At 48.1% G+C, this 19,974-nt stretch carries 19 protein-coding genes; 3 read left to right on the top strand and 16 right to left on the bottom strand.

The window, feature by feature from the left end:
• Positions 1–309: 309 nt before the first annotated feature.
• The 7 genes from ACTHPG_RS19040 to ACTHPG_RS19010 all read right to left on the bottom strand — a co-directional run bounded on the left by ACTHPG_RS19040 (position 310) and on the right by ACTHPG_RS19010 (position 8,211).
• Positions 310–1,371 (bottom strand): pectinesterase family protein, encoded by a 1,062-nt coding sequence (locus ACTHPG_RS19040; protein ID WP_440391040.1) that lies wholly within the window; start codon positions 1,369–1,371, stop codon positions 310–312.
• Positions 1,368–2,480 carry a glycoside hydrolase family 88/105 protein gene (locus tag ACTHPG_RS19035; RefSeq protein ID WP_440391039.1) on the bottom strand — a complete coding sequence of 371 codons (1,113 nt, stop codon included), beginning with the start codon at positions 2,478–2,480 and terminating at the stop codon, positions 1,368–1,370. Before ACTHPG_RS19035 ends, ACTHPG_RS19040 begins: the two co-directional genes overlap by 4 nt.
• Positions 2,481–2,551: 71 nt before the next feature.
• Positions 2,552–3,520 (bottom strand): LacI family DNA-binding transcriptional regulator, encoded by a 969-nt coding sequence (locus ACTHPG_RS19030; RefSeq protein WP_440391038.1) that lies wholly within the window; start codon positions 3,518–3,520, stop codon positions 2,552–2,554.
• 39 nt (positions 3,521–3,559) lie between these two features.
• Positions 3,560–5,155, bottom strand: coding sequence for an extracellular solute-binding protein (locus ACTHPG_RS19025; protein ID WP_440391037.1), 1,596 nt, complete (start codon positions 5,153–5,155; stop codon positions 3,560–3,562).
• A 67-nt stretch (positions 5,156–5,222) separates the two neighbouring features.
• A complete protein-coding gene (locus ACTHPG_RS19020; protein WP_339238692.1) occupies positions 5,223–6,104 on the bottom strand; it encodes a carbohydrate ABC transporter permease in 882 nt (293 codons plus the stop codon).
• A 29-nt stretch (positions 6,105–6,133) separates the two neighbouring features.
• On the bottom strand, positions 6,134–7,039 hold the full coding sequence (locus tag ACTHPG_RS19015; protein ID WP_440391409.1) for an ABC transporter permease: 906 nt from the start codon (positions 7,037–7,039) through the stop codon (positions 6,134–6,136).
• A gap of 365 nt (positions 7,040–7,404) precedes the next feature.
• Positions 7,405–8,211 (bottom strand): helix-turn-helix domain-containing protein, encoded by an 807-nt coding sequence (locus ACTHPG_RS19010; RefSeq protein WP_440391036.1) that lies wholly within the window; start codon positions 8,209–8,211, stop codon positions 7,405–7,407.
• 115 nt (positions 8,212–8,326) lie between these two features.
• Between ACTHPG_RS19010 and ACTHPG_RS19005 the strand changes: the two genes are divergently transcribed.
• Both ACTHPG_RS19005 and ACTHPG_RS19000 read left to right on the top strand, forming a co-directional pair.
• The gene (locus tag ACTHPG_RS19005; protein WP_440391035.1) at positions 8,327–9,550 is read left to right on the top strand and encodes an MFS transporter; all 1,224 of its coding nucleotides are present in this window, start codon (positions 8,327–8,329) and stop codon (positions 9,548–9,550) included.
• 78 nt (positions 9,551–9,628) lie between these two features.
• Positions 9,629–10,411, top strand: a complete 783-nt coding sequence (locus ACTHPG_RS19000; protein ID WP_440391034.1) for an ABC transporter ATP-binding protein — start codon at positions 9,629–9,631, stop codon at positions 10,409–10,411.
• Positions 10,412–10,602: 191 nt separating this feature from the next.
• Here ACTHPG_RS19000 and ACTHPG_RS18995 read toward each other — a convergent pair whose 3' ends face one another.
• The 6 genes from ACTHPG_RS18995 to ACTHPG_RS18970 form a co-directional block, all read right to left on the bottom strand.
• Positions 10,603–11,331 carry a class I SAM-dependent methyltransferase gene (locus tag ACTHPG_RS18995; protein WP_440391033.1) on the bottom strand — a complete coding sequence of 243 codons (729 nt, stop codon included), beginning with the start codon at positions 11,329–11,331 and terminating at the stop codon, positions 10,603–10,605.
• A 152-nt stretch (positions 11,332–11,483) separates the two neighbouring features.
• The gene (locus ACTHPG_RS18990) at positions 11,484–12,779 is read right to left on the bottom strand and encodes a glycosyltransferase family 2 protein (RefSeq protein ID WP_440391032.1); all 1,296 of its coding nucleotides are present in this window, start codon (positions 12,777–12,779) and stop codon (positions 11,484–11,486) included.
• Positions 12,772–12,915, bottom strand: a complete 144-nt coding sequence (locus tag ACTHPG_RS18985; RefSeq protein WP_440391427.1) for a hypothetical protein — start codon at positions 12,913–12,915, stop codon at positions 12,772–12,774. Before ACTHPG_RS18985 ends, ACTHPG_RS18990 begins: the two co-directional genes overlap by 8 nt.
• A gap of 18 nt (positions 12,916–12,933) precedes the next feature.
• On the bottom strand, positions 12,934–13,809 hold the full coding sequence (locus tag ACTHPG_RS18980; RefSeq protein WP_440391031.1) for a diguanylate cyclase domain-containing protein: 876 nt from the start codon (positions 13,807–13,809) through the stop codon (positions 12,934–12,936).
• A gap of 127 nt (positions 13,810–13,936) precedes the next feature.
• Entirely contained in the window at positions 13,937–15,049 is a 1,113-nt protein-coding gene (locus ACTHPG_RS18975; protein ID WP_440391030.1) for a glycosyl hydrolase, read from the bottom strand.
• Between the two features lie 77 nt (positions 15,050–15,126).
• Entirely contained in the window at positions 15,127–15,567 is a 441-nt protein-coding gene (locus tag ACTHPG_RS18970) for a MarR family winged helix-turn-helix transcriptional regulator (protein ID WP_440391408.1), read from the bottom strand.
• Positions 15,568–15,790: 223 nt separating this feature from the next.
• Here ACTHPG_RS18970 and ACTHPG_RS18965 point away from each other — a divergent pair, with 223 nt between their 5' ends.
• Positions 15,791–16,231, top strand: coding sequence for a GNAT family N-acetyltransferase (locus tag ACTHPG_RS18965; RefSeq protein WP_440391029.1), 441 nt, complete (start codon positions 15,791–15,793; stop codon positions 16,229–16,231).
• Between the two features lie 165 nt (positions 16,232–16,396).
• Here ACTHPG_RS18965 and rlmN read toward each other — a convergent pair whose 3' ends face one another.
• From rlmN to greA, 3 genes are all read right to left on the bottom strand, one after another.
• Positions 16,397–17,491 (bottom strand): 23S rRNA (adenine(2503)-C(2))-methyltransferase RlmN, encoded by a 1,095-nt coding sequence (rlmN, locus tag ACTHPG_RS18960; protein WP_440391028.1) that lies wholly within the window; start codon positions 17,489–17,491, stop codon positions 16,397–16,399.
• Positions 17,492–17,671: 180 nt separating this feature from the next.
• Entirely contained in the window at positions 17,672–19,027 is a 1,356-nt protein-coding gene (locus tag ACTHPG_RS18955; RefSeq protein WP_440391027.1) for a sodium-dependent transporter, read from the bottom strand.
• A gap of 280 nt (positions 19,028–19,307) precedes the next feature.
• Positions 19,308–19,784, bottom strand: coding sequence for a transcription elongation factor GreA (gene greA, locus ACTHPG_RS18950; RefSeq protein WP_440391026.1), 477 nt, complete (start codon positions 19,782–19,784; stop codon positions 19,308–19,310).
• Between the last annotated feature and the right edge of the window lie 190 nt (positions 19,785–19,974).

The following is a 19,974-nucleotide window of genomic DNA, read 5'->3' as shown; positions in this document are numbered from 1 at the left end:
ATCTGATCTGTGATTGATTAGAGCCAGCTCATTCAGCCATCTGATGTTGCGTGTCGCTTCACTCCCTTCCCTTATCAAAATGGACCTTCCCTCTCGTTTTCTCTTTCAGCAGACATCACCAAATTTTACAGGGAATTTACAGATCCTCACCCTGTATTTAATCAGTAAAATGCCTGGGAGATAAGGGATAAAATAGTTCTATTGGGGGCGAAAAATGTAATATGGAACGCCGAAAAGGCTTTCCGCCAAGTCCTCAGGAGACTTGAAAGAAAGCCTGTGTTATATATTGTGTAGAGAATAGGGCGAATCTTACCGCTGCTCCCCTTCCCCTTCAAAAGGCTGCCAACCATCCACGCCGGATAGAATCAGAGGTATAGCGTACTCCGCCGCTTCCTGTTCGGTCAGCATTTTGGCCCAGGGCACACGATCAGCAGCACGTCCGGCACCAGGCCCGGCACTGTTATATTCCGCATACTGAACAGTCTGCTCCGCTTCTGTCTTGTTCCAGTTATGCCATCCCTCCCGCTTCACATGAGCGCCGATCCAGCAGTTCAGAAAACAGACTTTGGCATGATGACGCCACGGCCTGCCCAGATACACCGACTGCGGCGGAGCATTGCTGGTCAGATCACAGTCCAGAAACACATAGCCGTATCGTACATCCTCCGGAGTAGACGCTGCGGTAATCCAGCCGTTCACTTGTCCATCCGCAGCCTCCGCTTCGGTCAGGCGATTCTTCGTAAAAATCTCGCAGCCCTTAAATACCACCGTAGCCGAGCCAAAAATAAAATCGATATCGCCTTCAATGTAACAGTCCTCGAAATACTGCCGCAGTTTGCGCCGCTCGGCACCATCACGTGGCCCGCCAAAGTAACTGCGATCCATGGGTTGCTCCGGCAATGGGCCGGTGAAGATCGTATCCTGGTGGCCGATCAGACGACAGCGGCGAAAGACCGCCCGGTCTCCATCTACGTAAACGGCCAGCGCCTGACCAACCTGCTTGCCCGGCCCGGCAGCATTAACGAAGGAAATGCCCTCTGCCGTAAAATCATCGGCACCGATGAAAGCGGTATAGGAATGAAACGTATGATATGGCGACCCGTCCGGGAACTTCTTAAGTGCATAATCATCATACGTAATGATCGTCTGCTCCGCCCCGTCACCAATCAGATGGATGCCCGGCTTCTCCATATGCAGCTTCTCATAATAGACGCCAGCTTTTACTCGAATCGGAACGTTTCCGATTCCATTCTCCGGCAGCGCATCAACTGCAGCCTGAATCGTCACATAATCCCCCGTCCCATCTGAAGCAACAGTCAGACAGGGAGTCGATGGTTCCAATGCTGTATTCGGAAATTTTTGCTGTGTCATGGCAATCGCTCCATTTCCAGCGCTGCCAGCAGGAGCGGAGCCACCCCCATAAAGGAATCGCTTACAACCGCTTCGCTCACATAGTAGCTGTACGAGCCATCCCGGTCCAGACTTAGTCCTGCGCCATGACAGATCCCGTTTAACCGAACGCCATCAGCCGTCTCCTCCACCAATCTGGAGGAAAGCCCCTGCCATCCTTTCTCCGCCGCAGCTCTGAAATGCGGCTCCAGATACTTCAGCCGCACACCCTTTGCAAGTGCATATACAAACATGCTTGACCCGGATGCTTCCAGATAGTTGCCTTTGCGGAAGCCCTGATCCAGCACCTGAAACCATAACCCGCTCTCCTGCTCCTGCACGCGCACCAAAGCATGGCACATCCGTTCAAAGATACCAATGATGGTTCCGCGCTTTGGATGATTCACGGGAAAATGTTCCACGCTGTCCACAATCGCCATAGCATACCAGCCCATCGCCCGGCTCCAGAAGTGTGGCGAGCACCCTGTCGATGAATCGGCCCAGACCTGCTCCTTCGATTCATCCCAGCCATGATAGAGCAGTCCGGTCCGGGGATCACGGGTCTGGCGTTCGATCAGCAGAATCTGGTGGGCCACTTCATCCCATAACTCGGGGTGATCAAATGTCTTCGCATACTCGGACAGAAAGGGAGAGGACATATACAGACCGTCCAGCCACATCTGGAATGGATAGATTTTTTTGTGCCAAAAGCCGCCCTCCGACGTTCGAGGTTGCCCTGCGAGCTGTGCGGCCAAGAGATGTGCCGCTTCTGCGTAACGCTGATCTTCAGCACCCTCCAGTAATGAAAACAGGTTTTTCCCCTGATTAATCTGATCCAGATTATATTCTTCCAAAGTATACGTGCCAATAGAACCATCTGGCTGGATATACAAGTCCATATGTTTTTTCATAAAATCAACATACTCTTGCTTGCCATAATATCGCCCAGTTCGAGCCATCGCCATCAATGTCATGCCTTCCACGTATGCCCATCGTCCCGAAGGGAACGCATGATAACCGTCCCCGTCACATTGCTGGATGATCGTTGCTGCAATTCGCTCAGACCAGGATAACTGCGTCTGTACCTGCATAAGCAATTCCTCCTTGAATGTTGTACTTAACTAATACATGTATGACTAACGGATAACCGCTTCACTCTTGCTTATTGTCGGCACATTGCCGTTGAATTGCGAAGGTTCAGCTTGGGCTGAATGACTACCGGAACATCGACCTGTTCATCACGAATCAACGATACAATCAGCTCCGCTGCCTGCACGGCCAGTTCATCCAGAGACGGGCCAATTGTCGTCAAGGCCACTTCGGCATACTGCATATCCGGCAGATCATCATACCCGATTAACGAGATATCGCGCGGAACGCTGTAACCTGCCTCAAGCAAAGCCCGAAGTGCACCTCGGGTGACCAGGTTGTTCAGCCCAATAAAAGCTGTCGGCGACTCTGTCCCAAACGCATGATTACGTATGGCAAAATACCCGTCTTCCCAGGAGGAATACGCTGGCAGCACATGGTCTTCATTAAAAGCCAGACCCGTACGCTGCAACGCTTCCCGGTATCCCTCCAATTTAATATTCTGCGAGTTGCCGATGAACCCGATTCGGCTGTGCCCCAGCGATTTCAGATGCTCCACTGCTTTGAACAGTCCTTCTTTGCGATCAATCTTAATGTAAGGAGAGTTCGGCGCTTCATCTGTACCCAGCACAAAACATGGCATGTTGAGTGTTGCGAACTTTTTCCAAAATACATCCCGATTATCCAGTGCATAGTCCCACAGAATACATCCATCCACACGCAGCTGGCTGAAGACATCCACGCCATCATCGGCCACAACCAGGATCATCTGATATCCCCGCTTCTTCAGCTCGGTGTGCAGACGGCCGGAGATATTCGAGAATAATGGATTGCTCAGCTCATCCAGCACAAAGCCGATGATGTTGCTCCTGCCTGTGGAAAGCTGCCGGGCCAGCATATTTTTCCGATATTGATGTTTCTCCGCGACCGCAAGCACCTTCTGCTTCGTTGTCGGTTTGATTCGGGGATCATCATTCAGCGCCTTCGATACCGTGCTATAGCTCACCCCCGCCAGTTTGGCAATGTCTTTAATGGTTATCAAAATCAATCAACACCTCTCATACGCCTGAAACCCTATTTCCTATTTCTGTGCAGCCTTATAACGATCATATTGTGCCTGTCTGCCCGCAATAACCTGCTCTATATTCATCTTCTTCAACGTCTCAATATAACTGTCAAACTGATCCAGACTGGCATCACCGCTAATAAACTTGAAGTTCATCTCTTCCACATATGTGGTAATGTCAGGCATCGCCATGCTCTCCACGCTCGCTTCATCCGGCAGGGCATAGACAAACGGGAACGGTTCGCGAACATACGGCTCCAGTTCCTTATCCATCTTTGCATGCCAAGGGGCTACGACGGAATCGGCAGAATCGGTGGATTGGATGTTCGGCAGATTCACCGGACCGATGCCGAGCTTCTGAATGTATTCATTGTCCTTGCCTTTGTCCGTAAATGTCTTCACGCCGTTCTCTTCCGTATACGTATCATCCTTGATGCCCCACGTATAATACGTCTGCGCCTCTTCACTTACTGCATAATCCAGGAAACGGAAAGCCAGCTCCGGATTTTTGCTGTCCCGCGTGATACCGAAGATGCCGCTAACCGGGGTACGACCGACGTAGAACTGATCGCCATGCGGTCCTTTCAGTGGCAGAATGCCTTTGATGATCGGCTCTTCCGGATTGTAATCCTTGAACAGCGGGCTGTAGACCATCGACATGTACCAGCTGAAATTAAACGTTGCGCCGGTCACATCCTGAGAGATCCGCGATGTGACCTGATCACTCGTGGTACTCGCATAATCTACCCCAAGCAGACCTTCCTTGTACAGTCCATTCAGATAGGTCAGGTACTCCTTGTATGCCGGCTCATAATAGCTGAAATGCACCTTGCCCTGATCGTCTGCATAAAACTGATTGGACAGATCAAGTCCAAATGCAGGGCCAAAGGCCATGGACACAAATTTCGCTTCCATGGACAGCGGAATCTCATCAGCCTGGCCGTTCCCGTTCGGGTCGTCTGTCTTGAATTTGCGCAGCATCGCCGTGAATTCATCCAGCGTCGTCGGCTCGCTTAATCCCAGCTTATCAAGCCAGCGCACATTAACCATAAATACTGGCATGTAATTGCGAGTGAGCGTCTGCTGCGGGATATAATACATTTTACCATCTGGCGTCGTTAAACTGGCTTTGACCGAAGGTGACTTTTCATATATTTTTTTGAGATTCACGCCGTACTTCTCCACCAGATCATTAATCGGAATGAATAGACCGCTGTTGATGTACTTCATGAGCTGATCCTGATCCGGCAAATAGACGATATCGGGCAAGCCGGTACCGGCAGCCAACCTCGGATTCACGGCATCTGCATAATTCTGTGGTGGAATCAGATCCCAGTCCACTGTAACGCCGGCATTGCTCTCAATTTTCTTCACAATGGCGGCGGTAGACAGATCCACATTGGTCGTCCAGGCGTTGGTGCCGAGAACAGACAACTTGGCATCCGGCTGATCCGTTACCGGTCCTGCACCGGTGTAATCAAATGCAGGTTCCGAGCTGGTTGGAGTACTTCCCGCATCGGTTCCCGCCCCTGTTCCGCCGCTACATCCCGCCAGGCTGATTGCCAGTATCGCTGCCATTACGCTTTTTCTTCCTGCCCCTTTAAATCTCATCCATCATTCCTCCTTGGTATGAACCATCTTGAACTCCCTTGAATGACATGAAACTAAGCATTACAAGCTATCCTTTCACGGCTCCGAGGGTAATTCCCTTAACGAAGTACCGTTGGATAAACGGGTAGATCGTAACAATAGGCAGAATGCTGACCACAATGGATACATAACGAACCTGAAGGGTCGATACCGCCAGTGCGCCGGATGTCATCGTGCCGCCCATCTTCTGCATCACTTCCGGTGATGCCATGATCAGCACCCTTCGCAGGAACATCTGTAAGGGCTGCATATCCTGTTTGCCCAGATACAATAGGGCCGAGAAAAAGTTGTTCCAGTGGAATACCGCATAGTACAGCGTGAGCACAGCCAGTGTAGGCTTGATGATGGGAACCGCCAGACGATACAGCATCGTCATCTCGTTGGCCCCGTCGATACTGGCACTTTCAAAAATCTCATTCGGAATGCCTTCAAAGGCCGAGCGGCAGATCATGACGTTAAACGTAATGACCAGCACGGGCAGCACCATGACCCAGCGGGTATTGTACAGCCCAAGCGAGGTAATCAGCATGTAGACCGGAATAAGCCCGCCCGAGAAATACATGGTGAAAGCGATGAAAAAATTCAGCTTGCGACGTAAGAAAAACTGCTGCCTGGATAATGGAAACGCGGCAAGACATGTGGCCACAATGTTCAACAGTGTGCCTACCACGGTGTACCAGAGGGTGTTGTAGAATGAAACCCATAACTCCTTGTATTGGAGTACCATTTGGTAACCTGACAAGGTAAAGCCGACGGGCCACAATACGACTTTTTGTTTGTCGATGGCATCCACCGAGCTGAATGAAATGCTGATGACGTACAGAAAGGGATACAACGTGACAACTACCGCCAATATGGTCAGCAGGTAGACACCTCCGTAGAACAAACGGTCACTTCTCGATTTTTGCATACAGGTCTCCTTTGGTCCGGTTTATAGTCTTACCAGAGTGACATCTTGGTCAGGCGGCGGGTCATGGAATTGGCAGCAAACACAAGCACAAAGGTGATAATCGAGTTAAACAGGCCGACCGCTGTGGCGAAGCCGTAGTTCTGGCCCTCAATCCCCATCCGGTATACATAGGTGGACAGGACATCCGCCGTTTCGTAGGTGGCTCCGTTGTAGAGCAGATATACTTTCTCGAAACCTACACTCATAATGCCGCCAAGCGACAGAAGCAGAAGAATGACAATGGTTGGTTTGATACTGGGAAGGGTCAGGTGCCATAGCTCCTGGAATTTGTTAACGCCGTCAATTTTGCCGGAATCATACATCTCGGGGTCGATCCCCATAATGGCTGCAATGTAGATGATGGAGCTGAAGCCAAAGCTCTGCCAAATGTCGGAACTTGTGAAGATGGTACGGAACCAGCCGGCATCCATCATGAAATTCACTTTTTCCAAACCGAGACTTGCGATGAGGGTGTTCACAATACCGTCTGTTGGTGACAGGAAGTTAATAATCATGCCGGCTACAACGACAGTGGAGATGAAGTGAGGAAGGTAGGTAACCGTCTGGGCAAATCGCTTGAATGTCCGATTCTTGATCTCTACGATGCAGACCGCGAACAGAATGGGAATCGAGAAGCCAAACAGGAGCGGCAGAAATGCGAGCAAAAACGTGTTGCGCAGCAGCCGCCAGAAGTAAATGGAATTCACGAACTGTTCGAACCAGCGGAGTCCCACCCACTCCCCGCTGAGCATCCCCTGCCCCGGCAGGAAATTGCGAAATGCCAACAGCACGCCAGGCATCGGAAGATACATGAAAATGAGGTAATACAGAAAGATAGGTGAAAACATCAGCAGCAGATACTTATCCCGTCTGATCAGGCTGAACAGCATGGACATGCGTTTTTTCAACGTGAAGCACTCCCCTTCGCCACATAATTACAACGTTTGAATTTTTGAATAAAAATGAACTTTCATTTTACTGACGTTTTGCTATTCATCCCATCCCATCTTATAACCACCTAAATTTTTCTGCATAAAACGAGATAAATGCTCGAGATGGTCCTTCTTACACCGTAATTCCGCTATATTCATAATTACCAGAACCATAATTACAACGTTGTAATTTTAGCTTAAATGTATACGCTTACATAAACTTTTTCCCATCTTAGCAAAGACTTCAATGTTTGGCAACAACAAAAATCAGTGGCATGCTGAAACGTAACAAAAAACAGTCTCGCACACGCGAGACTGCCCATTGTATTCTACACCTGATTCCGATATTGCATTGGTGTCATAACATACACTCGCTGAAAGGCTCTATATAACTGGCTGACGCTGGAAAATCCCAGATCATAACTGATTGTGGTCACGGAATCTGTTGTAAGGCGGAGCCTCCTGGAGGCTTCTTCTACGCGCAAATTCAGCAAATATTGATACGGTGTTGTTCCTGTGAGAGCCTTGAACGAACGCATAAAATGATGCCGACTCTGATGTGCAACCATCGCCATCGAATCAATATCCATTGGGCCAGTGTAGGCACTGTGAATGTAATCCAGCACGCGTTGGAGATGAGGATCCATGAATGTGCCGGGATCTAAAGTCCCTTTACCATGTTCCTGCCCCGTCAACGTGCGTCTTAGATACGTTTCGATCGCCAGCTCTGTTTCCTGCACTTGCAGCAAGTCAGGCACGTCTTCCAACAGAATGGAACTCCAGTTTCGAAACAGACTGCTGATCTCAGCAGGATCAAACGTCTGGACAGGTCGAAACTCAGCTCGTCCCCCACTTAACCCCGCACCTTCAAGGCTGCCTAATGGCGGTTTGCGGAACTTGATCACAATGACAGCCGAATCCGACCCTATCTCAAAATAATGCTCAGTCTGAGGATGGGCAATAATCCCCATGCCTGCTTTCAGAGGATAATCATACCGTTCCTGCACCAGATAACATTGGCCTCTGACCGGCAGCGTTAGCTGATACCAGTCATCATGCACATGAGGTTCATTCGAGAACCCTCCTGTAGCTTTCCATAATTCCAACCCATTTAGCATCATGTTTAATTCCATCATTACCTCACCTGCTGACATTATAGCAAATCGTGCTCACTTTCCAAGCACTTTTCACAAAGACATGATCTGCCCCCTTCTTTTATCATAGAAAAAAAATAATTCGAGGTGATCTCCCATGGCTCAGGCCACTTTAAGCAAAATGCAAATCAACTCTTCCGCCAATTGGGCACTCGCCGGAGTCAGCTTCGCCCATCTGCTGAATGATGCAATGCAGACGGTTGTTCCGTCTGCCTTCCCGCTGTTCCAGCAGACCATGCAGCTCAGTTTCGCCCAGATGGGCTGGATTGCCTTCACCCTGAATATTACTGCATCCGTCCTTCAACCCCTGGTCGGTTATATGTCGGATCGCAAACCCATGCCGATTCTGCTTCCCGGGGGCATGTTGTTCTCCCTGATCGGTGTTCTTGGCTTAGCCTTGTCTTCCGAGTTATGGATGTTACTTGTATCCGCAGCATTGATTGGCATAGGCTCATCCATCCTCCACCCGGAATCCTCACGCGTGGCCCATATGGCAGCAGGCCGTGGACGCGGAATGGCGCAGTCGATCTTCCAGGTGGGAGGCAACACAGGACAGGCCATTGCTCCATTACTGGTCGCTTTCATCCTGCTGCCGCATGGCCAGCGTAGTTTTCTGTGGCTGATGGGCTTTGCCCTGATCGGCATCTTTATTCAGTCTTATGTCAGTCGCTGGTACAGAGACAAGCTTGCCGAGACTCGCATTCGTCAGCAACAGCCTCTCAAATCAAGCGGCACAGAGCCAGTAGCCCGACCTGTGAGCAGAGGATTCATCGCTTTTACAATGGGCATTCTTATCCTGCTGCTGTTCTCCAAATTCGTATATATTGCTGGCATGACCGGATACTACGCCTTCTATTACGCCGATGCGTATCAATTGCCTCTCTCGCAGGCACAGATCTGTCTGTTTATTCTGCAATTCGCAGGCATGGTCGGAACCCTGCTCGGCGGCCCACTCGCTGATCGCTATGGACGCAAACCGATGATCTGGTTCTCCATTGCAGGCACTGCACCGTTCTCCCTGTTGCTGCCTTATGCAGGACCCGTCTTGTCCATGGTGTTGTGCGGAATGATTGGACTAATCCTGATGTCCGGCTTCAGTGTCATCATTGTGTATGCACAGGAGCTGCTTCCTCGTCATATTGGAACGGTATCCGGATTGTTTTTCGGCCTGTCGTTCGGCATGGCTGGACTTGGCTCGGTTGTGTTAGGTTCCTTAATTGATGTGACCAGCGTTGCGTTTGTTATCAAATTATGTTCGTTTTTGCCACTGCTTGGTGTGTGTGCTGTATTTCTTCGTAGAGATCAACCAAGAACCGCGTGATAACCGTTGAAACCTCATTGATATTGTGACTACAATACACCTAGGACAATCGAGGATAACAGAAGGAAGGGATAACGCATGATTATCGATGTACAGCATGTCACTTGGAAAAGGGGACCCCTTACCCTGCTGAACGATGTCAACTGGCAGGTTAACGACGGCGAACACTGGGCATTGCTTGGCCTGAATGGCTCCGGCAAAACAACACTCCTGAACATGATCACCGGTTATCTCTGGCCTACCGAAGGCAAGATATGCGTGCTGGGCCATGAATATGGGGATGTGGATCTGAGACAGCTCCGCAAATCCATCGGCTGGGTCAGTTCGTCTCTGCAAGAGAAATTGTACGGCACGGATCGCACACAGTATGTCGTGATCAGCGGCAAACATGCCACCATTGGCTTGTATGACAAGCTATCGGATGATGATCTGGACCAAGCAAAACAATTGATGCAAACGCTGGGCTGTCAGCACCTGTGGGATCGTGAATATCGTACCTGTTCTCAAGGTGAGAAACAGAAACTCCTTATTGCCCGAGCACTCATGGCCAATCCGCGCGTACTCATTCTGGACGAGCCGTGCAATGGACTGGATCTGTTCTCAAGAGAGCGACTGCTGGACAGCATTCGTGAATTATCACAGCGTCCTGACACCCCTTCGCTCATCTACGTCACCCATCATACCGAGGAAATATTGCCAGTGTTTAGTCACAGTCTCTTGCTACGCAGGGGTGAAATCGTGAATAGCGGATTAACGAGTGGGCTGATGAACACCGAAGTGCTGAGCAACTTCTTCGAGGCCCCTGTGGAAGTTGATCGACACGGGGAACGTGTGTATGTCAGAGCTGCGGCGGATTCATAATCGCGTGGTTATACACAGCAAACGCAGCATAGGTGCAGAAACATAACAATAAAAGCCCAATATCTTATCCACATGTGGATAGATTTTGGGCTTTTCACTGCTATATCTAGTGTTATCCACCGTTTTCTGTGTAAAACTTTCTACGTTTTGAGTATAACTCACCTATATCCATCTATATTCTTCTCCGCGATCTATTTCCGGGCAGCCAGGAACAGAAACAACGGAATACGCTGCCTGCGCAGATAGGTTTCCTCGTTTATGAAATGGGCACGTTGTGGTGCTGACTCACGTAAATGTTCTACACGAAACCCCGCCCGCTGCAATGCCATAAAGTAGGATTCAATGGAACGATGCATCTTTTTCACAGAACCGCCCAGCCACTGCTGCTCACGGAATCCTTCCACAAAATACTGATCAACAACCCAATCCGTTCGTGTCCCGGAAGGTTGCAGTGTGGACGTGATCACAGGATGTTCTACGGAGAATACGAATGTCCCGTTCTCTTTCAACGTATCGTATATGTTACGGAACAGGCTCTCGACATCCTCAATATAATGAACAGCGAGTCTCGATATCACCAGATCATACGCCCCGGCCGGGTAGGTCCAGTCTTCCATGAATGCTTGTTCAATCCGGGCATTCAATCCTTTTACGGATTCGTTAGCTGCCTGAATCATATTCACCGAACCCTCAATCCCTGTATACGTTGCACCTTCGCGCTCCCTGCCCAATAATTCTGCGGCGAACCTGGCATCCCCGCAACCGAGGTCCAGTATATTCTTGCCAGTTACATCTCCGATCAACTCCAGCATCACCGGCTTCTCCAATGTATCATTGGCGTTCTCCTGCCACTTGCGACGTTCCATATACTTCTCGAAATTCGCCTCATCATCGTAAAAGTCTGATCCTCTGTCCAGCATTCCATGACCCTCCCTATCGGATAAGCACGATCCTATTTACAGCCTGTATGAGTATACAGAATATGGATGATCCTGGCTATAACAAAAAAGGCTGTTACCTGGCGTTAACCAGCAAACAGCCTTTCTGCTCACACGTCTACAATTTTCATCGCCTAGCCAAAACGTTCTGTTTTGTACCATTTGCTCTCGCGCTTCCGAATCTTGTCCATAATCAAGGAGTAGAATGCCTTGATCGAGATCAGGATGAACAGTTGTGCATACGTGAAGTAGGATACACAGGCATAGATGAAATTGCGAGTATTACTCTGTCCAATATCTGCGGCAAGTGCCAGATTGATCTGCAACACGTAAATAAAGTACATAAGTGCCCAACCAATGACAAGGAAAACATACGCATCCCCGGCAAACTGGAACGGTGAAATGACCTCTGGTTTAAATATGGCAATGACCCGATAAACCAGATTCACGAGAAATATAATATCCGATACAATGATCGCCAGCATAAACCAGAAATAACTGACGGCATAATAGATGACCAGCAACTTATTACGCCAACTGGAACGGTTAAACAGGTTATGGATATTATCCAGTACCACCTGATAATTTCCCTTGGCCCAGCGCTCGCGCTGCTTCATGTATACACTAAGCTGCTCCGGCTCCTGCTGATAGGCTTCCGCTTGCGGCGCCAGTGCCACAAACTGTCCACGATTCAAAATCTCGAATGACAACGCGGTATCTTCTGTAATGGCTGTCACATCCCAGCCACCAATTTCCCGAATCAACTTGGTTTTGATAATATAATTCGTTCCCGGAATAGAACCCAGCTGGAACAATTCCCACAGACCCGTGTGATACACACGTTGCGAAGTAATAATCTCCAGATTGATGCATTTGGAGAGAAAATTCTGTCCTCTGTTACGTGCTTTGTTTCTGCCAAAAACCACGCCATATTGTTCAGGGTTCTCAAGCGATTTTTGCGCCAAAAACATTAATGAATTTCGTTCAGGTGCGGCATCTGCATCGAAGATACAGATCCAATCGCCCGTGGCTATTTCCAGTCCATCGTTTAAAGCCCCGGACTTGCCACCTGTTCCTTTTCGCTCCATTACCGTCACATTGCGATGCAAATAACTGGTCTGACTGAGGAATGATCTTAGCTTCTCTGCGGTATCATCTGTACAGTTATCCGCGATCACGATGACCTGAACTTTATCCTCCGGATAATTCAAGCGCAGGATGTGCTCTACCGTTGCGACAATGACCTTACCCTCGTTGTGCGCAGGTACCATAACAGTAACTGTTGGATAATGATGCATATTTTCAGGGATCTGAATCCCTTTTTTGTCCTGTTTATTAATAAAGCGAATTGCACCTGCCATAATAACAATCGACTCGAATACGGCAATCCAGATACTGAATATGGATAATATTAATATAAAATCAGCCACTTACCTTCCTCCGATCATACTTGCGAATAACTCTCGATCGAAAGCGAAGGGTTGCAATCGTTAACCAAATCGTAAATACCGCAAATAGTCCACTGACGGCGATACAGATCGGGATGAACCAGGACATATAGTCCACTGTGCATCTCTCCTTCCCCTATATATATTCACCGATGAGATCTGTCTCTGTGTTTCGTTCAAGGGCTGCAATAACTGCGTCTATGTCCTCGTATTTGCTGAATTGCTCCTTCTGAAATACCAGAGCACCGGAGCGGATCACCGTCTGCAACTCATTTCCCTTTTTATCAATGATGTGAAGATCCATAATGGCTTTTTTGATCCGCTCTGTTAGAACGGGAAGATACTCCACATTCATCATCGGACATAGGATGACAAATCGTCCACGATCCACGAAAAATTTATAATCCTCATACCGAATCTGCTTCTGAATCGTACCCGAGATTTCAAGAAGGAACTGTGCGTACCGGACTGAACCGAGAGATTCCATTACCAGCGGCAAAAATTCAATTTTGAACATGGCGATACTAAATCCATATTTTTCGGAGTACCGACGAGCAAGGTTACTATGTTTGATTAACGTATCTGCCAGAGCTCTTTTATTACCAAGCGAGGTATCCAAGTCAATTTCCGGGTTACGATCCTGCATATCCTCGAGACGCTCCACTACACGTGCACTGCGCAGCAGGCTTGCCTTGATGAATGCAGCAACGGCAAGGTTGGCAGGGATGAGCAACCACCAGGAGAATACAAGCACATTCGCATCGGCGTACGTAACAAGCCATACAAAATAAGAGACCAGATATACAAATCCCGTCACGACGGATACGCCAACAGGCAGTAAAAGACCAAAAACCAATGCACCCAGCGACACGATACTAAAAATCATATCTCCTGCAGTGTAGCTCTGATCCATGTACACTTTAAGAAAAATCAACAGTTGCTGCATGAGGGCAAGTCCAATCAACAGGGCATATCCCCATGCAATACGGCGGGTAGGTGCTTTATTTCTCATAATTCCTTCTCTCCGTTGCATTTTTGAGAACTTTGGTACACACTCACTCTTTATATTGCAACAATTTATGACACGATTAGACAAAACTATGCTAACACATTGAACAAATCATTAAATGACAAAATTATTACTTTTTAATGTTTTTCTGTAAATCAGTTTCTCCCAACAAAGGAAAAAGATTATCAAACAGATGCGTGTTACCGTCAAATACATATCCACCTGGATAACGGGCATCCTGACCACGCAACGTAATCATATGGTTATACAGCTGTTTGGCCCATTTTGGATCACCTGAACGTACAGCCAGTAAAATGGCGAGGCCATATACCGATGAAGATTCATAAGATACCGCAGGTGTGCGTGATTCTCGTTTATATTGTCCGGGCAGCTGATGCCGGGTGTTGAACTCCTTTTTCAGGAAAGCAATGAGCTTGTCCGGTTTGCGATCGGTTACCGTTAGATGATTCGCTACAATCAACTGGTCGATCAGATTGACCGTATCATCATACGTATAATCTTTACGAACCACATCGAAGGTCTTTGGGTAAAATACTCCATCGTCAGGCATCTTCTTCAGCAAAGCTTCGTATTTCGCGTAGGTTCCGGGTTCCACCATTTCATGTTTTTCCATCGCTTGAAGAGACGGAAGATCTACATAGACCAGACTTAATGTATTCGTTGAATGTCCACCCGCAAAATCGTGAAAATCTACCAAATATCCTTTCTGCCGAGTTGACTGTGTTAAGGCACGGGAAATAGCGGCTGCGGTCGTAAGCTTAGCCTCTCTCCCTTGCTCCCACTGATCCGTAGCCTGTAATAGGCTACCTATAATGCGAAGATCGTCGCCAAGTGCATTGGTCGTTACTTGGGATTCACCCTTGGCATTCAGCTTCCAGGCTATATAAGGGTCTGGCGGCGTGAGAAAATAGGTCGTCAATTGCTCGTAGCTCTGCTCAAACAAAGCCTGATTATCACTCGCCAGGGCATATTGCATCCACAGACCGAGTGACTCCGACAGCGCCTCTCTTCCCGCAACAATATCCGCTTCCTTCGAAGCTGCATCCTGTAAATAGGTGGCCAGCGTTCCGTTCGGATTGGTCATATCATTCTCGATAAAAGATACTGTTGGAGATTCTTCGTCCATCAGGAACCGCTCCTTTATCAACAACCAGCTGGCTGCGGTAATACTGATCAGCAGTAGGACCAGCCATGTTCGTTTTTTTCGAAATATGATCTTCACGCCATTCCTCCCGAATATATACGACTGTGAACTCCTAAATTTTCTGGTGTGTGACTGAGGCACATCGAGAGTTCGCATTATTCAAGGTTATCCATATAAGGCCGTCGTCCACCCTTTTTGACAAATTTCCAGTCCACTTCAATGTTATGACGCATCCGTCTGAGAAGGTGAATGGCTGTCTCAATCTCTTTCTCGGTCAGACCATCCAGAGTCACCTGATCCGAATGCACTCCCTCTTTACGTATGAATTCCCATGCTTCAAGCCCAGCATCGGTGGGATACAACACCTTATTCTTCTTATTACCCAATGCTGGCTGTTTAATAATGAATCCATCCGATTCAAGTTTGCTAATGGCTCTGGCCGCCGTCGTGCGATCCACTTTGATTAGTTCAGCAAGCTGATTCGGAATAATACCTGGATTCTCACAGATTCGATACAGATACAGATATTGTCCACGGGACAGGTTTAGATGCTGAAACTCGACATTACTGATGGAATCCAGACAGCGGGCAATCATGCCGATTTCCCGCAGCACTTCTTTTTTCTCAGTCAATATATTCACGCCCCTATAAAATTGTTGCATTCGCAACATAATCAATGGTATAACTACAGTTGAATTGGTTTCAATTTTAAACATATAGCTCAAACGTTATACATGGAACGAAAATCGTTCCAACTCCTGTTATGTACCAGTTTATCACGTCAGGATCACATTACGATCACCCAAAGGAGAAACATTCATGAATACAACCATTGTTGAAGTTAATAATCAGGAATTGCTTGATGCCTGCTTCGCCATCCGTACCGCTATTTTCGTTGAAGAACAAGGCGTACCCGCAGCGGATGAATTCGACGCTTATGATACATTAGACGCGGAGGCGCGCCATATTCTGCTCTACGTAGACGGTGTACCTGCTGCCTCCTCCAGACTGCGCGTTGTGGAGCAGGTCGCCAAATTGGAACGGATCTGTGTCATGCTCGATTACCGTAAACACGGTCTGGGCCGTGTGCTGATCGACAAGCTGGAACAGATGGCTGTTGCCGAAGGACTTGAGAAAGCCAAGCTGCACGCCCAGGTACAAGCTTCCGGGTTCTACGAACGTCTCGGATATGCACCCGCTTCAGACGTATTTATGGAAGACGGCATTCCCCATCTGCTGATGACCAAAAAACTGAAATAATGACATTCCAAAAACGCCTCCGTTATCACTTCTCAGTGATGTACAGAGGCGTTTTGTATTCAGGCAACACATTCATTGGTGAACCAACAGCGTTAAATAGCACGCACAGACACCGATTATAGCAACCAAGTAAGCTAAACTGACTTGCCCGCTCCGCGTTGTGTCTTATCCCAATGCCAGACGGTCTGGCTCTGATTCGGCAGTGTTGTTCTTCATTTGTTTACTGCGCAACTGTCCGCAAGCAGCATCAATATCGGTACCATGTTCCATACGTACAGTGGAGTTGATATTGTTCTTTTTGAGTGTATCATAGAAGCCCAGAATCGATTCTTCTGTACTCCGTTGATACTGACTGTGTTCATCCACCGGGTTGTATGGAATCAGATTCACACTGACCATACTTCTGCGACTGGACAACAGTTCAGCGAGCTCAGCGGCATGCTCACGTTGATCGTTAACATCACGCAGGAGGATATACTCGAACATGATACGTTTGTTCGTCGTAGCCAAGTAATAATCTACCGCGTCCATCAATTGCTCAATCGGGAAAGCCCGGTTGATCTTCATGATGTGCGTACGCAGTTCATTATTCGGTGCATGCAGAGAGATCGCCAGATTGACCTGTAGACTGCTGTCTGCAAATTCCTTGATTTTGTCCGGAAGGCCACTCGTCGATACAGTAATCCGTTTGGCGGCAAGTGCCAGTCCTTTGCGATCCTTGATCACTTCGATGAAATCACTCATGTGCTGGAAGTTGTCGAATGGTTCGCCAATCCCCATTACCACCACGTTAGTTACCCGCTCTTCTTGACCTGCTGCATCCAGATGTCGCTGCACGTGCATAATCTGTTCGACAATCTCGCCAGCGGTCAGATCACGGCTCTTCTTGATCAGACCGCTCGCACAGAAGCTACAGCCAATGTTACAGCCCACTTGTGTGGTCACACAGACGGTAAGTCCGTATTTTTGCCGCATCAATACGGTCTCAATCAGATTACCGTCCTGCATCCGAAGCAGAAACTTCACGGTACCATCTGCCGATTCCTGCTTCACATGTTCGCTAAGCGAGTTCATGGTGAAATGCTCGGAAAGGACATCCAGACATTCTTGACGGACATCGGTCATCGCTGGGAAATCGTGTACACGCTCCTGATATAACCATTCCCAGATCCGGGATGCACGGGATTTCTTCTGCCCATGCTCCGGCAGCCAGGAACGTAATTGCTCTAATGTTAATCCATATATGGATGATTTGTTCATTGTATAATCCTCTTTTCGCAAGAAAGCATATGGCTTATCGGTCCTACCCAAAAAACCTCTACTCCGTATTGTCCCAAAATTGACGAGGGAAAACAAGGGCTTTTGCATTTCTTCCAAGAGGTTTTATCCATGGTAAATCTGCACAACAGACCATATTTAACCCTATCGGGCCTTCACATTTTAGAAGTGAATGATACCGGATGTGTGCAGTAGAACCAGCAGAACCAGGATCGGAGCCACGTAACGGAGCATGAACAGCCACACCCGGAACCATCCGGAACGCAGACCGGAAGCTTCAGCAGCCGTTTTCCAGAAGTATCCGGCAAAGATCGTCACAAGCAGTCCACCTACAGGCAACAGGATGTTGGATGCGACAAAGTCCATCCAGTCGAACACGCTCTTCGATCCAATCGTCCATTCAGGCAGCAAACCGAGCGATAGTACCGAAGGAAGCCCCACGATAAAGACCGCGAGTGATATTACCCATACCGCACGATTCCGGCTCCATGACAAACGTTCCATGAAATATTTCACCGGAACTTCCAGCAAGGATACTGCTGACGTCAAAGCCGCAATAGCCAGCAGGATGAAGAACAATCCGCCAAACAGGAATCCAAGCGGCATAGCTGAGAAGGCTGCCGGAAGAGCCACAAAGATGAGTGACGGGCCTTGGTCCGGTGCAATACCGAATGAGAATGTCGTTGGGAAGATGATCAAACCAGCAATGAATGCATAGATCAGGTCACCCGCACCAACGGCGACGGTTGCCGCACCGAGAGATTGATTTTTATCCACATAAGATCCGTATGTTACCAGAATACCCATCCCAAGTGACAGGGAGAAGAAGGCATGTCCAAGCGCCACCAATGCAGATTCAGTTGTCAGCTGCGAGAAGTCCGGATTCAGGAAGAAGGATACACCCGCACCTGCACCCGGTAATGTTACTGCACGGATCATCAGGATAATAAGAAGCACCAACATCGCGGGAATCAATACCTTGTTGAACTTCTCGATTCCGTTCGATACCCCTTTGGCCACAATCCATCCTGTGATCAGAACGGAAACCAGTTGCCACACGATCGGCATATACCCGCCTACAAAGGAGCCGAATTGTCCAGCATAATCCGGATTGTCAAACAACGTACCGCTGAAAGACGTAATCGCGTATTGCAATGTCCAGCCCGCGATAATGACATAAAAGGACAGGATGATAAATGGTGTTAATACTTGCAGCAATCCGGCTGCGAGCCAACCTTTATGTCCACCTGCTTTGATAAAAGCAGTGGCTGCACTCCCTCTGCCGCTGCGACCAATCGCAAGTTCAGCCAGGAGCACGGGCAGACCGATGAGCAGCAAACAGACGATGAAGAGCAGGAAAAACGCTGCTCCTCCGTTCTCCCCCGTAATGTACGGGAATTTCCACATGTTGCCCAGACCAACCGAACTACCAATGGCTGCCAGGATAAATCCAGCTCGGGAGAAGCGTTCTCCTTTGCCAGCGTTGTCTTGATCCAGATTAGGCTTACTAAAATTCATCGTATCTACTCCATCACTTTAAAGTTTTCCCGTAATTATATACTACTCTACCTGTTAGGTCATTCGAAAATCGAAATTTGTCGAAATGTTATTTATTTACATAATGTATCCATGGAAAGCTTCATTGCATAAATTCTCTTAGAAAACAGTATGTGATAAAATCCGGTCATTCAACCGCATCAAGTTACGCACAAGCCAATCCCTTAGCAGTAAAGGTAAATAAAATAAAAAAGGCGTCCCGTTAGACACGTTCATGTCCGCGGAGCACCTCGTTCTCTGATTACACTCTTATTTCAAGCAACTCATATTTGATAACGCCCATCGGAGCGTTGACATGAATGACGCTGCCCACTTCTTTGCCCATCAGTTCTTTGCCCAGTGGGCTTTCATAGGAAATTTTATTATCTGCTACATCGGCCTCAGCAGGACCAACCAGCTTATATTCAATCTTCTCAGCGAACTCGATATCATCAAGCAATACCGTGGAACCTACACCCACCTTGTTGGCATCCATGTTCTCGGACGTAATAACTTTGGCATTCTTCAGCATCTTTTCCACGATCAGAATCCGGGTCTCCATAAAAGCCTGATCATCTTTGGCTGAATGATATTCACTATTTTCCTTGAGGTCACCATAACTGATCGCGAGTTTCAGACGCTCAGCCAGTTCTTTACGCTTCACTGTCTTCAATTCCCTCAGTTCGTCCTCCAGCTTTTCCAAGCCTTCCTGTGTCAAAATCACTTCTTCATTAGCCATTTTTCCATCTCCTAATCCTGCTATCTATCTATATTCTAACCTATATCCACTCCAAAGGGTTAGCATACCCCAGAAAAAGAAATAGCTCATCCATATATTGTATTTCATTGTCATCAAATCCATGTATATCTCTTGAGATCATTTTCGAGACTGTCCTAAGAATTGTACCGTTACAGTTGGCTCAATTGAC

It is taken from the genome of Paenibacillus sp. SAF-068 (assembly GCF_051967555.1).
Lineage (GTDB): Bacteria > Bacillota > Bacilli > Paenibacillales > Paenibacillaceae > Paenibacillus.
This window is presented reverse-complemented; position numbering and strand designations above follow the sequence as displayed.

Excerpts from the sequence above, each read along its gene's own strand:
- rlmN (WP_440391028.1), bottom strand. The coding sequence starts at position 17,491 with ATGAACAAATCATCCATATATGGATTAACATTAGAGCAATTACGTTCC.
- ACTHPG_RS18980 (WP_440391031.1), bottom strand. The coding sequence starts at position 13,809 with ATGAGAAATAAAGCACCTACCCGCCGTATTGCATGGGGATATGCCCTG.
- ACTHPG_RS19035 (WP_440391039.1), bottom strand. The coding sequence starts at position 2,480 with ATGCAGGTACAGACGCAGTTATCCTGGTCTGAGCGAATTGCAGCAACG.
- ACTHPG_RS18965 (WP_440391029.1), top strand. The coding sequence starts at position 15,791 with ATGAATACAACCATTGTTGAAGTTAATAATCAGGAATTGCTTGATGCC.
- ACTHPG_RS19040 (WP_440391040.1), bottom strand. The coding sequence starts at position 1,371 with ATGACACAGCAAAAATTTCCGAATACAGCATTGGAACCATCGACTCCC.
- ACTHPG_RS18970 (WP_440391408.1), bottom strand. The coding sequence starts at position 15,567 with ATGATTGCCCGCTGTCTGGATTCCATCAGTAATGTCGAGTTTCAGCAT.
- greA (WP_440391026.1), bottom strand. The coding sequence starts at position 19,784 with ATGGCTAATGAAGAAGTGATTTTGACACAGGAAGGCTTGGAAAAGCTG.
- ACTHPG_RS19020 (WP_339238692.1), bottom strand. The coding sequence starts at position 6,104 with ATGCAAAAATCGAGAAGTGACCGTTTGTTCTACGGAGGTGTCTACCTG.
- ACTHPG_RS19005 (WP_440391035.1), top strand. The coding sequence starts at position 8,327 with ATGGCTCAGGCCACTTTAAGCAAAATGCAAATCAACTCTTCCGCCAAT.
- ACTHPG_RS19010 (WP_440391036.1), bottom strand. The coding sequence starts at position 8,211 with ATGATGGAATTAAACATGATGCTAAATGGGTTGGAATTATGGAAAGCT.
- ACTHPG_RS18955 (WP_440391027.1), bottom strand. The coding sequence starts at position 19,027 with ATGAATTTTAGTAAGCCTAATCTGGATCAAGACAACGCTGGCAAAGGA.
- ACTHPG_RS18995 (WP_440391033.1), bottom strand. The coding sequence starts at position 11,331 with ATGCTGGACAGAGGATCAGACTTTTACGATGATGAGGCGAATTTCGAG.
- ACTHPG_RS19000 (WP_440391034.1), top strand. The coding sequence starts at position 9,629 with ATGATTATCGATGTACAGCATGTCACTTGGAAAAGGGGACCCCTTACC.
- ACTHPG_RS19025 (WP_440391037.1), bottom strand. The coding sequence starts at position 5,155 with ATGAGATTTAAAGGGGCAGGAAGAAAAAGCGTAATGGCAGCGATACTG.
- ACTHPG_RS19015 (WP_440391409.1), bottom strand. The coding sequence starts at position 7,039 with ATGTCCATGCTGTTCAGCCTGATCAGACGGGATAAGTATCTGCTGCTG.